Raw genomic sequence first — 14,552 nt, 5'->3', positions numbered from 1 at the left:
CTCCATTCTTATATTCAAAAATAAAAAATCTACAAAAGGATGATAATTGAAATGTTTTCCGACTTTTATACAAAGTTTGTTTCCATCGGGGTAACGACGGGAGTATTTTTACTTTTTAGTGTAATTATTCTAGGTATCATTGTGGTAGTGGTTCTTGTTAGGACGGAGAATACCTCATCTACGAACACTCTACCACATACCGAAAGGAATGTAAATATTATGCTGAAAGACGTTATAAAGGAAGAACGGGAAGAACAAGACTTATCGCTGTCAGAACTCGCCCGGCGCTGCGGCCACGCTGTTTCCACCCTACACGCGATTGAAAGTGGTGATAATAGCAATCCCAGTTATCGGACGATTGCAGACATCTGCGCTGCCCTCGGCCTGTCCCTTGACGAGCTGGAACGGCGCACTCAGAAAAATGAGTCCGACAAATTGTCGCAGTAAAGCGCCAGTTGACATTTCCAATTTCAGGATATACAATAAATTTGACAAACCGAACATTATTAGCCATAATCTAACTATAAAAAGGAGTCGAGAGATATGAAAAAAGCAGGAAAGGCCGTATCCGTACTGATGGCAGCAGTGTTGGCAGCAGGCGTGTCCGCCCCGGCAGCGTTCGCGGCTGCCCCGCACGTCCAGAGCGATACAACGATGGATTTCACCGTTGACAGAGGCAACACCTACGCTTTTAAGTTTACCGTGATTGGCAGCCACTCGAACCCGCAAATTGCCGCTGGCAACGGTGCGGTACTGCGCACGGAAAACACAGTTAAGAAAGTTGAAAACGGTAATGACACCTATTATTTTAAAGTCCGCGCTATTGGCAGTTGTGGGCAGGAGTCTGCTGTTTACACCACCCTGCCTGGGCAGAGCGCTGTGCGGCACTGCAAGATTAAAGTTGGCGTGCAGCACCATAAAGATGATTACAAAGATGGTGCGCCTATCTATTATTATGGCGGCGAAGTACAAGATAAATATGGTTGGTATAACGAGGATGGGCAGCTCGCTGCAAACCGCAAAAAGCAGTATCTCATTGATTACATGAGCTATATGGGCTACACACACAATGCCAGTTTGGACAGCGCCAACGTTTGGACAACTCCAACTGCTAAACAGTATAGTGGTAACGCTTTTGACTCCGCTGCAAACGTTGAAAAAGCTTTGGATGCTACTGCAAAAGACCTTGTGGAAGAACTTAAAAAACATAAAGCTACGGAATACGGTATCAATGCAGTTCCTGACAACACAAACTTAGACTACAACACGGAGCAGATTATTCCCACCTTTAAGTCAAACCTGACCTATGACACCAACCCTGACCCAGTGTTTACAAGCAAGTATTATCAGGGCTTCTATAATTTACACGCTACCGCAGAAGGTGGGAACATGGGTTGTGAGCAATACGTAACGGGTAGAGCAAAGGAGATAACTGGTATCACTCTTGCTGATTCCATTTTTAGCTTAATTCCAGCATATGCAAATGAGCATCCAGAAGAATATGAGAAGATTAAAGCAGCTGGTTATTCAATCGGCACAGAACCAAAAAAGAATGCGATTGCTATGGAACCTGGTGCTTCATCTTTAGGACACTTTGAATATGTAGAATCCGTAGACGGTGATAACATCGTACTTTCCGGCGGCAACGGCAAATATGAACCCGGTGATGGTTTATACTATGGCCGTGTAACCCGTACAAAGAGCACCCTCGAAAAGTGGAACACCGTGTATGTCTATCTGAAATAAGCTTACAAGTTTAGTACATTTTCTTTTTTAGCTGCCGCCATTGGCTTTTGCCGTTGACGGCAGTTCTTTATGCCCGCCTGCAGGTGCAAGAGCCGAGGCGGGCTACAAATTCGTGACAAAATATCACAATATTCATGCAGGGCGTTCCCGAAGGGGAGCGCCTTTTCTTATGCCAAAAATACATCAAGCGAAAGCAGGAGTAAAAATGTGCATACATCCTTTCATCAGACCGCCGCCGGACGGCTTTCTTGCTGTCATGGCCATGACAACAGATAAGACGTCTATTAATAAAATTGGAGGAACAAGCGAAATGCGAAAAATATTCCGGCGCTGCCTGGCGGCTGCAATGTCTGTTATTGTTGCTGCCAGCAGTGCCTTGAGCGTAAACGCTGCTGGCGGGGTGCAGCAGGAGGGTTCCATTGGCAGCCTGCGCAAGTCTGGCAATTTGTCCATGACCTGTGAGGAAACCGGTTTAAAGTTCACTTCCGGCACCTACGCAGGCGAACCTATCTGGTTCATGCGGGCATCCGGTGACTACGTGTTTTGTATGAACAAGGGTGCAAGGATGCACACGGGCGCTTCATATAAAGTAGACAATAGTTACTGGAACACGGTGGATGCCAATACGAGAGAACTGATTGGCCGAGCCTTTGCCATCAGCTATGACCCCACCTATGGCGGTGGCCCAGATATTTATCCATGTTATTTTTATACCCGCCAGCTGCTTTTGTGGGAAATGATGGCGAAGCCAAGTAAATGGAATACCAGCGCGGGTAAACTTAAAGGCAACGCGACCAGTATGATTAATGAAATCACGGCTCCTGCCAGTCTGCTATCGCAAATTAAAACATGCTACAACAAGGTAAGTACCCAACTGGCGTATTACTACAAGGAAACCGGCTTTACAAGTACGTCTTCCAACGGCGGCAATACCGCAAGTAAGAACGTCATGACAAAAAACAATTCCAATAAAACACTGGAATTAACGATGGTCGGTTACAAATCCGAAATTGATGATATGTTTGTTTCTGACCTGCAGAATCAGGCAAACGCCAAAGGCTTGCCTTTGACATTTGTTAAAAAAGACGACACGCACATTTATGTTTCGATGCCGCAGACAGATGATCAATCCATTACGCAGAAAGTTAGCAATGCAGTTTTTGAAGTGAAGCGCCGCAGTGACTCCAGCATCAGTACATACGGCAAAGGTGCACTTACCATGTACCAAGGCACTGCAAACGGCTACCAGGTTCTGCTGGGACAGGCACCGGCTACACCCAAAAAGCTGTATTTTAAGTTAAAGGCAAATGTAGTTCCAACTCCCGGCCCAGTAACTGTAAAAAAGGTAGATGCCATCACCGGCAAAGCCCTGTCCGGCGCAACATTTGGCTTGTACGATGCAGACCACAATCTGATCACCGATACCAGCATTACCGACAGCAACACCGCTATTTCCGGTGATGATGGTATTGCAGGCTTCACCGTCAAAAAAGATGGCACCTACTATGTGCATGAGATTACCCCGCCGTCCGAATACAATGCCGACAGCGGCTATTATGCACTAACAGTAAAAAACGGAAAAGCTACAGTTACACAAATCGTTGTCAAAGATACACAGAATGTACAGACCCCCATCGGCGGTCACAAATACGGTGAGTTTGACGATGAGAGTGGCCTTGGCGGCTGCCAAATCCATGTCAATGTTACCTATCAGGTAATTGATACGGAGGCGTTGGCCGCTATGACTGCGGGTGGGCAGACCGTTACCGACCCGCCGATGAAGGACGTAACGGACGATATGTATACAACCAGTCAGGGTGATGGCTCCTACTCCGTGACTGTGCCGGGTGAAAATCCGGTTATCAACTATGTTGACGAGGTGGCAAACACCACCACCACACAGGGCGGGTACACCTGGGCGGGAAGCCGCACCAGCAACTATGTGTACAGCAATGACGGCGGCTGCACCGTTTCCGGCACAGACCTGTACAACTATCAGCAAAAGTCTGTGATTACAGTTCACAAGCGCGACAAAGGTACCGGAAGCATCCTTGTTGCGGGCGGAACATGGGAACCCGCCACCGGCAATAAACCGCAGGGCGATGCCACTTTTGCGGGTGCGAAGTATCAGATTATCCGCGTGGACGGTCACGACGACAGCGGGCGTCCAATCGGTGAGATCTTACAGACACTCACAACGGACAATTCCGGCAGCGCTTCCAGCTCCCCACTCCGGCAGGGCGTGCGGTACGCAATCATTGAAACCAATGCCCCGAAAGGCTACCTGCTCTATGATAACGCGGACTATAACACCTATCATGGTTCATGGTATCAGGAATTTGTTTGCCTGTTCAATGGCAATCACGCTGACCTGACTTCCTCACAGATTACGCTGCTGGACAACCCCAGTGCCATGACCGGCACGACTGTTTCGGATGGTGTTGTCACTAACCCGGATAAAGTCAAAGCCGGTTATCTGCACGGCTATAAATTTCTTGAGAAAGACCCCAACGGCAACGTTGACGGCGACGATAACCAGGGCAAGACTCCAGCGCCCGGTATTGTGTTTGACATTTATATGTTAAGCGCCACGCCGCAGATGAACCCGACTGGTGCGCTGCACAATGACACCACGGTGCTTTACAATTTCGGTATCAGCAAAAAGGACGGTCACAAAATGACCTCCGCTGAAATTGCCGCAAACCCCGGTAATGTTAAGGGTTTGGTGGACACACAGACCACGGACAAAACCGGTGAATGGACAAGCCGTCTGCTGCCCTACGGCCAGTATATTGTAGTGGAGCGTGACCCCATTACCGGGTACGATAAGGCCGCACCGGTGTTCCAGTGGGTAGACACACAAGTTAACTGGAACGCCACTATTAAAGACTGGACAGTTGTGCGCGGCGGCGACGGCCTCGGCAACGACAACGGCCTTGGCGTGGAGCACAACCCGCCGCTGTCCGGCACCATCGGCGGCAAAACCCGTATGGATTTGTATGCGGATAAAGTTTTGCGTGATGTTGTAAACAACGCCGCGTATGACGCGGACAGTTACAATGACTACATTACACTCAGCGATTACGACCAGTGCCGCACACAGTATGCCGCTCTTGCCAATGCGGACTATTATTTCGGCCCGGACGGCAGCATGTACGATAACACCGGCACCCTCAATACGGCGGCGGTGCTCAATAAAACAGGCGCGCGTAAGGCAACGGCAGCGGAAGCTGCCAGCTTTGCCGCAACTATCATCAGCAACAAAATTGTGATGATGGCTAGTGCGGACATTCCGGTCATTGCAAACAAGGACATGACTGATCAAGACTTGTGGGCGTACTGGAACGAAATTGACAATTCCGACCCGTTCAGCACGCATCTGTCCGAGTACGAAGCCGCGCATCCAACCGCCGAAGTCAAGACGGTGGATAACCTGACCGCGCCTTTGTATATCGAGAATCAAGTAACCGCGCGGCATGTCCGCATCCAGAAAACAGATTCCGTTTCCGGAAAGATCGTACCTTACTCGAATTTCTATTTTAAGGTTTGGGACTGCACAAGAAAGTGCTGGGTAACAGATAACCAGACCGTTTCCGCTGCGCTCAATAAGGTTACAGTTTGGAAAACAGATGAAAAAGGCAACGTGACCGGCAACGACAAGGGCGGCGCTGCAAACCTCGCTGACCTGCTGGAGTACGGCAGTGCCGGTTATGACGTTTACGAAGTGCACGTCGGTGAGGGTTATTACCTGACTAACAAGCCGGTGCATTTTACATTGGACGGTGCGGTTGACCCGCTTGACCAAACACTGGTCGTTAACTTCGCGGATGCACCGGTGTTGGGCACTGCAACTCTCACCAAGACCGGCGACGGTGCAACAGCCGTGACCGGCAGTGACGGAAGCAAGCAGTTTACCTACACCAATGTTCCACTGCCTGGTGCTGTGTATGGTGTGTATGCCGCCGAAGATATCACCGCCCGCGACATCGACAGCACGGTGCGCAGCAACCGCAACACCACGCTCAGCAAGACCTACAGTATAGACGATAAATACGGTATGCACCGCGAAATCAGCTTTACGTTTGCCGATACGCTCAAAAAAGACGCGCTTGTGGAGACGGCCATGACCGACAGCAAAGGCCAGATTACCACCAGCAATCTGTATGAGGGCAAGTATTATTTCAAGGAACTTTACAGCCCGGTGGGCTATACGCTTTCGGATGATAAGATTGCTTTTGAAATCAAAGACACGCACAACGCTGTTTTTGATTTGAATGATACCAAACTTAACCCGCAGGAGCCGCACTACATCGGTTCCAATACGCAAAACAACAGCAGCGACAAAACCATCACCAAAGAAAATCTGGATTACACTGCCGAAGAAAAGCGGCTGGCTGGTATCAAGACCGGCATTGCAACTGCTGACCCACTTGCTCCGCTGGAGCATGTTGACTGCACCGCAAATGACACCCGGCAGCAGGCACACATTAACATGCTCAAACGGTTCGTGGAGTTGCCGATTGCAAAGGATTTGGATTACACCGGTGCAACAGTGATCATCAAAGCCGCGCAGAATATTCCTGCCGTCAAAGACAAGGACGGCAAAGAAGTTCTGCCCGCTGCGAAGCTTGGTGACACCATTCAAACCATTGTCCTTAAAAAAGGGGATAACGCGCAGAAGGTTGCAACCAAGCTGCTGGCAGTCGGCGGCAAGTATACCGCGACTATGACCGTTACACCGGAGCCGGATAAAATCGACCTACGTATGACGACTCCGTATACCTTTATAGTGGAACTGCCGAAACAGGACGATAAGGACAAAACCGGCACCGGTTCCGCTTCCAAAGAAACGGAAAAGCCGGTTGTACTATCGCAGACACTTGATCTCACGACCAATTTCCTTTACAAATGGAATACGGCAAATGAGCAGAAACACCTGAAAACCACGCCGGATAAGGCACTGAAAGATTGCGTGTTCGGTCTGTATGCAGCGGAAGATATCACTTCTGCAAAGGACGGCAGCGTGATTGCAAAAAAAGACACGCTGCTTTCCAAATTCAGCTTCGACGAAAACGGCAAGGCAACAAACATCACATACGATAAAAACGGGAAACCCACAGGATTGTCCATTGATATTCCGGTCGGTGATTTTTATGTCAAGGAGTTGAAAACAGCAGACGGTTATACGCTCAACAGTGAAAAGTACGATTTGCTGTTCTACCCGTGCGGCGTTGGAACGGATGTGAATGGTGCACCCGACCAAAAACACAGTCAGACAATTGAAGTCACAACAACCAAAACGACGCTGCTCAACCGGCCATATGATGTACCAGAACCGACGCCGCCGTACTATCCACCGACTGGCCCGTCTACTGGTGATTTTACGCTTACCAAGATTGATAAGCTGACCGGCAGCTTCCTGCCGGGCGCTGAAATTTCTCTCAAAGACAGCACTGGCACGATGCATACCGCCAAAACTGACGCAACCGGCAAGCTGAAATTTACCAGTTTGCCGACCGGCGCTGCAAGTTGGTGGGAGTCCAAAGCACCGGACGGCTACACGCTGGACAGCACGATACATACCATCTTTATTGCGGCGTGGCAGACAATTGCTGCAGAACTGGCTGATAAGCCGAGTACCGGCTCGTTTGATTTTACCAAAACCGATATTGCAGATGACAAGCCGCTGCCGGACTGCGTGATTGAAATCAAAAATGCAAAAACCGGAAAAGTCGTTTTCACCGGCAAGACGGACAACACCGGCAAACTGGTGATTAAGGACATCCCGGTAGGTGATTACACATATCAGGAGGTTTCCGCACCGCCGAAGTACAAGCTGGATACAAAAGCTTATCCGTTCAGCATCAAAACGGATGGACAGGTTGTGAAAGCCGCGATGAAAGACCAGATTCTGACCGGCACCTTTACTTTTACAAAGACCGATTTTGTAACGGCAAAGGCGCTGCCGAACACTGAAATTTCCATTAAGGATGCTTCTACCGGCAAAGTCGTTTTCACCGGCAAGACCGATAAGGATGGCAAGTTGGTTATCACGCTGCCGGTCGGTAAGTACACCTATCAAGAAGTCAAGGCCCCGGCAAACTACACCATTGACAAAAAAGCTTATCCGTTTGAAATCAAAGCGGATGGCGAAATCGTCAAGGCCGTTATGAAAGACCAACTGCAAACCGGCACGCTGGAAATCGTAAAGACGATGGACGGTGTTACTGACGGTCAGCTTGACGGCATTCAGTTCCGTGTGACCGGAACCGCTGCCAATGGTCAAAAGTACGACAAAACCTTTGCCACTGACAGTCACGGCATGATTGAAATCAAGGGTCTGCCGGTCGGTACATACACCATTCACGAACTGGCTGGTGCGAAAAATAAGGGCTATGTGCTGGCAGCTGATAAGACCGTATCTGTAAAAGCCAATCTGGTTGCAAGCGTCAAAATCAATAACCAAAAAGTCAAGACTGCTGTTACGCAACAGAAACCATCTGTACCTGCTGCACCAAAGACAGGACAGGACTCCACTCTCCCCTACCTTGTGAGCTTCGTACTTCTCGGCGCAGCCGATGCCATGATACTGATTACACGCAAGCGTTCTAAATCAAATACGAAATAATTTCCGCAGTGCATTTATGTACCTGCGGATTTTTTATTGATGGGGGTGGTTCCAATGGACTGATTCAGTCCGACGTGAATATTGGTGCGACAATTTGTCGCAGAAAGGGGATAAAAGATGTTAAGCATTTGTACACTAAATGGCCGCATGGTAGACGAACCACGGCTCAACGAAAAGGGAAAAACCACTTCTGTTCAGTTTGCACTGGCCGTTGACAGGCCGTGGATTGGCGGCAAAAAATCCGGCTGTGATTTTTTCAAATGCGTTGCCTTCGGACGCACTGCACAGTTCATCTGCAGCAATTTTGTTAAAGGCCAGCTCGTAGCAATCAGCGGACGGCTGCAAAACAGCAGTTACGAAACCACTGCAGGAGAGAAACGCTACAAGACAGAAATACTTGTCAACAACGCTGACTTTGCCGGTGGAAAGCCTGCCACACAATACGCAGACACTGATGATTCTGGTTTGCCGCCATACGACGAAAGGATGTGATTTTCGTGGAAGCAGATGAAAGAAAAGCACAAAAAGATGAACTGATGAAAAAGCTGGAAAGTGGAATTCAGGTAACTTTCACGAGTGAGCATTTTCAAAAATATTTGAGAATGGCCTCTTTGTTCCACGGCTATTCTTTCAGAAATACGCTGCTCATACTGATGCAAAAACCTGACGCTTCGCAGGTGGCCGGATTTGGCGTCTGGAAAAAACTAAACCGCCATGTGCTGCGCGGCGAGAAAGGAATTGAAATTTTCGCGCCGGTCACGGTGAAAGCAAAAGTAGAAACAACTCAGCATAATGAAGATGGCACAATCAAGGTTGATGGTCAGGGCAACCCTGTGACTACAATCGAAACCAAGCCGCTGCTCCGCTTCAAAGTAACGCACGTCTTTGATGTTTCACAAACGAATGGAGAACCGCTTCCAGAAATCTGCCCGCTGCTGCAGGGCAGCGTTGACAACTATGCTGATGTATTTCAGGCATTGAAAGAGGTCTCCCCTTTCCCGGTTGTCTTTGAGCATCTGCATGACGGTTCGCATGGTTACTGTGATTTTTCCAACGAAAAAATTGCATTGGACTATGGAATGTCAGATGCACAAACCATCAAAACGCTGATTCATGAAATTGGTCATGCAACACTGCAGCACGCTGTCAGCGGCAAGCCCCGAAAGCAGGCCGAAGTAGAAGCGGAAGCGACTGCCTTCATCGTTGCTGACCACCTGGGCCTGGACACTTCCGAGTACAGCTTCGATTATATTGCAGCATGGGCGACTGGTATGGACTTTGAAAAGCTCTCCGAAGTTCTTGCCAACATTCAAGCAAATGCACACCAGCTGATCAGCGAGGTAGACAGTACCGTTGAAGAGATTCAGAAAAGTCGTGAGCAGGAAAAAAGCGCACAGCCGCTTTCCCTCGACCAGCAACTACACACCGCACAGCAGAAAGCACAGGCAGTCAACGCAGAACGATTTCCAAAAATTCAGGAGGTAAAAGAAAATGAAAAAAATGTTCTGCAAGGATGAGAAAAGAATTGATTCCTCTAAATTTTCAAGCCCTCAAGAATATTGGGTTAGTGTGTACGGTAAGGATTTTTTCAAGCACTTAAGTCCACAGGGCTTTTTCTTCGGTGTATCCGGTAAGGGCATTGAAATTCACAAAAACTCGAGGATGTCTTCAAAATTCACAGTTGAGTGATTCAAATTATCACAACCTATCGTCAAACATTGTAACATGAATTCAGGAGGTAATGCAAAATGAAAAAAGTGTTTTACACGGATGAGGAACAGGCCATTTTGGCAGAGCTTTCCTCCTATCCGGCAGCACAGCAAATGCAAATTCTCGAAGATTCCGTTGTGGCGGCCGAGAACGAAAGTGACCGCAGCGCCCTGAAAGTCCTTCTCCTTAAAGTGAAAGCGCCGCAGGCGAAGTGAATCGCATTCCATGACTGGCAAGCACTGCATTTGGATATCCAAATGCCACTTTTCGCAAGAACCGGTTTCCACCGGTTTTGTGAAATTTCTTTAGGGGCGCTGCCCCTAATACCCTTTGCTACCGCAAAAAAATCAATTACAAGCAAACTTCAAATTATAAAATGGAGGTAACCATAATGGAAAGGAGAACTCGCAATCGAGAAATTATAGTCCGCTTCTCAGACGGAGAACTTCAACTTTTGAAGTTGAAGATGGACACGGTCGGCATCAAAAATCGTGAAGCGTACATTCGCAAAATGGCGCTTGATGGGTTCATCATCAAAAAAGATTACGCGCTGCTTAAACAGATTTTGCATGAGCTGCACAAACTCGGCACCAACGTTAACCAGCTGGCACGCGCTGCCAATACTTTTGGTGATGTACGTGCCAAGGATATTTCAGAAGTGCGGAAAGGAGTGGATGAAATATTGCTACAACTTACATCGAAGGAATAGGCATCCGTCCTGGGCGTACTGCCCAAATCACAATTCGGGATTCCATCAAATACATCACAAATCCCGAAAAGACAGAAGGAGGAAAATATGTTACTTATCAAAATTGTGAAAGTCAGACCGCCATAGCAGAAATGGCGCTGCTGCAAAAGCAGTATGAGGATGTGAAAGGCCGGACGATTGTGGACAACCGTTCAAAGTATATTCTCATGACCATGCGCCAGTCATTTAAGCCTAACGAAGTAGATGCACAAACCGCGCATACGCTGGGTTGTGAGCTTGCTGAAAAGTTTTTGGAACAGTACGGAAACAAAAATAAAAATGGAAGTCTGGTCAAGTATCAATACGTTGTTGCAACTCATATAAATTCACACTGTATGCACAACCATATCACTTTTAATATTATTGGTGATGATCTCACCCGCTTCCGTCAAAACAAGTTTACACCGAAGCGGCTGGCAGAAGTCAGTGACAAGCTTTGCGAAGAATATGGACTTTCGATTGTTACGCCAAATCGAAACCGTGACCGGCGGCATAAGTACACTTGGATAAACCCCACATCCTATCGCACTTACATTAAAAACGATATTGACCGCTGCATTGAAAAAGCAAAAGACTATAACGAATTCCTCGCTCTCATGGGCGAGGATTATTTTTGCAAAGCATCTGGAAAGTATCTGGCTTTTCGACATCGGACTAATGGACAGAAGCGCAATATCCGTACCTACACGCTTGGGGACGCCTACAAAGAATCCGCAATACGCCAGCGCATTGCAACCGGCGTTTACATTCCTGTGCCAGAAGAAGAACAGTCCCTCTCCTACTCACAGAAGCTGCACCAAATTGAATCCATGTTTCGCACGAAAGGAGTGCTGCGGGAAAACAATATTCAAAATTACGAAGACTTCACTGCTATCATTTCAAAAATTGTCGGACAGTCTGCTGAGCTGCAAACCACCATGCGTGAACTTGAAAACCGCATTGACAATTTGCAGGTCGTCACCGACAGCTTTGATGCCATTCAGAAGTATCAACCTATTATGAATGGTTTAGATGCTGCATTGCTGAAAGACCGGTATCGCCAGCAAAATCATGACAGTATCAATGCTTATCAATCTGCTGCCGCTGTATTAAGTGAAAGGGGGCTTAGTCCAAAGGATACTACGACAAAAGAACAGTATCAAAATCTGTACAGCAGTGCTTCCGCACAATTAGAAAAGCTGTGGCAACAATATGACGGCCTGCAGGCTGACCTAGAAAAAATCAGTGAAGCAAAACGAACAATGGAGCGTGTGTACGCAGAAGCTCCAACCAAAAAAGGAGATGTTTATCATGATTGGGGAAAAAGAAGTCGATAAAATAGAATCTTATTCAGTCCATGCAACCGAACACCTTACTGCAGCCACACTACGCGGCATCATTCATGCTATTCAAAAGCATTATCATAAAAATAAAGCAGAAAAAGAATATGCGCCTGGGGAAAAGTCAATGAATGAATTGACTAAATCTTCTTCAAAAGAACAGTCAGGCATCGAGTGCACAGCCGTTACAAAACAAGAATTGCACGGTTTTGACCAATATGCTAAAAAATATGGTCTGCGCTTCTCTCTGGTGCGGGAAAAAAATGATCCGTCTCACTATATTTTTTCGTATATGCAAAAAGATATGAGTAAACTAGGCCATGCTATGGAAGATTTTCTGAAGGACGGTCAGGAACATGGTGACCTCGCGCAGAAAATACAAGAAGCACAAAAGGAAGCATTCAAGGTTAATCGGTCACGTGCTCAAGAAAATGTTAAATCCAAAAGCCATAAACGTGAAAAGAGTGAGCCTACCTTATGAAAAAACCAAAACGTATTATGGCCCTCATAATTCCAAGTTGTATCACATTGGTATGCAGCTATCTCTTTTTTCAATATCTGCGCAATTTTGATCCGTCAATATTATCTTATTCCGATAAGACTGCCATACTGCTTACTATTGGTACGACTGCATTTCTTACTCTGTCATTTTATGCGAAGTATCGAAAATACGCCGGAATTGAACACGGTTCTTCACATTGGAGTAAACGGTCAGATTTGAAACCATTCCGAGACAAAAAGTTTCAAAATACAATTATTTTGTCTCAGACCGAACAAATTTCTATAGATCAAAAGAAGACCAGACTCGCGGATCATGTGCTTGTTTTAGGTGACACTGGTGCTGGCAAGTCCCGCTTCTATGCTAAGCCTAATATCATGCAAATGAACGGAAGCTATGTGATTACCGACCCAAGCGGAGAACACTTATACAGTGAAGGCGCAATGCTGGCCGCCGCTGGATATAAGATCAAAGTTTTTGATGTCATCAGTCCCAGCAACAGTCTGCATTTCAATCCATTTCATTATTATAAAACACCTGTTGATGTTCAGAAGTTCATCGAAATGCTGATTCTCAACACCTCCGGCGATAAATCGAACCCACAATCAATGGAAGACTTTTGGGTGAAATCAGAACGGCTTTGGCTGTCAGCCCATATTAACTACATACTTGAAACGTGCCCGCCGGAGGAACAAAATATTGAATCTGTTATGAAGTTGCTGCACGCTTCTGAGGTTAAGGATGAAGACGAAGACTTTGTTTCTGCAGTTGACATCCTTTTCCATAAACTCGAAGAACAGAATCCGCAAAGCTTTGCTTGCAAGCAATACAAGGGCTTTAAACTGGCAGCTGGAAAAACAGCAAAATCCATTCTCATCAGTGTCGATATTCGCTTACAGCATTTCGATATACAGGAGTATTCAGATTTATTTTCTGAAGATGAACTTGGATTGGAGAAAATCGGTCAGGAAAAGACCGCCTTGTTCTTGGTTATGGATGAAACTGACCGTACATTCAATTACATGATTGCAATTTTATTCAGTGTGCTTTTCAACACGCAGGCCAAAGTAGCTAAAACATTACCTGGCCGCGAACTTCCTTTACATCTACACTGCATTATCGATGAAATTGCAAATATCGGCAAGTTCCCGAATTTGGAAAACTTACTGGCCACCATGAGAAAGTATAATGTTGGTCTGGAACTTCTGTATCAAGATCTTGGACAAATCAAGCATATCTACAAAGAAGACTACGACACAATTTTGTCGAACTGTCCAATTAAGTTATTTCTCGGTGGAACCGGTGAAACGACAACAAAATATGTTTCAGAACAAATGCTTGGCGATACTACGATTACTACAAAAAGTACCGGCGACAGTGGTGCAGGGATGTCTGGAAAAGGCAATCACAGTATCAATGAGCAAAGTGCTGGCCGTAAATTGCTGGATGCAACTGAAATATCAAAATTGTCTATGGATGAATGCATTGTAAGTATCAAGGGGCTTTCTCCTTTCCATTCCCGAAAATATGATATTAAGTCACATCCAAACTACTCCCAATTGGCGGACGGGCAAAAACAAGGTTATCTATTTTACCGCTCTCCGCCAAGTAAAGAAGTAACCATACAAACAAAATATATAACTGAAATTAAATTGGAGGAAAATTAAATGGATTCTGTAGTTATTATGAAAATTTTGCAAATCTTCTTGACCGTATTCGGTGCAATTATTGCAATTTGGGGCATTTATGACATGTACGGTGATGGTCAGCAGAACAGCACCGGCATAAAAAAAATTCTTGGTGGTGCATCTGGTGCTGCTATTGCTTTCTTTTTAATGCAGTGGGCAATTCAGCAAGTTCAGACTGCACAGTCTATGGCTGGTATTAAATAAGGAGGACTCT

12 protein-coding genes are annotated in these 14,552 nt (G+C 46.5%); all 12 read left to right on the top strand.

Annotation, left to right across the window (positions count from 1 at the left end; genetic code table 11):
* Positions 1-219: 219 nt before the first annotated feature.
* The 12 genes from H6X83_RS04555 to H6X83_RS04500 all read left to right on the top strand — a co-directional run bounded on the left by H6X83_RS04555 (position 220) and on the right by H6X83_RS04500 (position 14,542).
* Positions 220-447, top strand: a complete 228-nt coding sequence (locus H6X83_RS04555) for a helix-turn-helix domain-containing protein (RefSeq protein WP_212507972.1) — start codon at positions 220-222, stop codon at positions 445-447.
* A gap of 96 nt (positions 448-543) precedes the next feature.
* Positions 544-1,746 (top strand): hypothetical protein, encoded by a 1,203-nt coding sequence (locus H6X83_RS04550; protein WP_212507971.1) that lies wholly within the window; start codon positions 544-546, stop codon positions 1,744-1,746.
* A gap of 310 nt (positions 1,747-2,056) precedes the next feature.
* Positions 2,057-8,374, top strand: a complete 6,318-nt coding sequence (locus tag H6X83_RS04545) for a prealbumin-like fold domain-containing protein (protein WP_212507970.1) — start codon at positions 2,057-2,059, stop codon at positions 8,372-8,374.
* Positions 8,375-8,491: 117 nt separating this feature from the next.
* Complete coding sequence (locus H6X83_RS04540; RefSeq protein ID WP_212507969.1) at positions 8,492-8,866, top strand: single-stranded DNA-binding protein; 375 nt, start codon at positions 8,492-8,494, stop codon at positions 8,864-8,866.
* Between the two features lie 5 nt (positions 8,867-8,871).
* Entirely contained in the window at positions 8,872-9,891 is a 1,020-nt protein-coding gene (locus H6X83_RS04535) for an ArdC family protein (RefSeq protein WP_212507968.1), read from the top strand.
* A complete protein-coding gene (locus H6X83_RS04530; RefSeq protein ID WP_212507967.1) occupies positions 9,866-10,063 on the top strand; it encodes a hypothetical protein in 198 nt (65 codons plus the stop codon). Before H6X83_RS04535 ends, H6X83_RS04530 begins: the two co-directional genes overlap by 26 nt.
* Positions 10,064-10,122: 59 nt before the next feature.
* Entirely contained in the window at positions 10,123-10,299 is a 177-nt protein-coding gene (locus H6X83_RS04525) for a hypothetical protein (protein WP_212507966.1), read from the top strand.
* Positions 10,300-10,475: 176 nt separating this feature from the next.
* Complete coding sequence (locus H6X83_RS04520; RefSeq protein ID WP_212507965.1) at positions 10,476-10,793, top strand: plasmid mobilization protein; 318 nt, start codon at positions 10,476-10,478, stop codon at positions 10,791-10,793.
* A complete protein-coding gene (locus H6X83_RS04515; RefSeq protein WP_212508489.1) occupies positions 10,766-12,148 on the top strand; it encodes a relaxase/mobilization nuclease domain-containing protein in 1,383 nt (460 codons plus the stop codon). Before H6X83_RS04520 ends, H6X83_RS04515 begins: the two co-directional genes overlap by 28 nt.
* Positions 12,123-12,632: a DUF3801 domain-containing protein gene (locus H6X83_RS04510; RefSeq protein ID WP_212507964.1), complete on the top strand. Its 510-nt coding sequence runs from the start codon at positions 12,123-12,125 to the stop codon at positions 12,630-12,632. The genes H6X83_RS04515 and H6X83_RS04510 overlap by 26 nt, the downstream gene beginning before the upstream one ends.
* Positions 12,629-14,317 (top strand): VirD4-like conjugal transfer protein, CD1115 family, encoded by a 1,689-nt coding sequence (locus tag H6X83_RS04505; RefSeq protein WP_212507963.1) that lies wholly within the window; start codon positions 12,629-12,631, stop codon positions 14,315-14,317. Before H6X83_RS04510 ends, H6X83_RS04505 begins: the two co-directional genes overlap by 4 nt.
* On the top strand, positions 14,318-14,542 hold the full coding sequence (locus H6X83_RS04500; protein WP_212507962.1) for a hypothetical protein: 225 nt from the start codon (positions 14,318-14,320) through the stop codon (positions 14,540-14,542). It begins immediately after the preceding gene.
* Positions 14,543-14,552: the final 10 nt, after the last annotated feature.

This window comes from Caproicibacterium amylolyticum, assembly GCF_014467055.1.
GTDB lineage: Bacteria > Bacillota > Clostridia > Oscillospirales > Acutalibacteraceae > Caproicibacterium > Caproicibacterium amylolyticum.
Note: the sequence above shows the minus strand (reverse complement) of the source record. Positions and strands in the feature narration are given on the sequence as shown.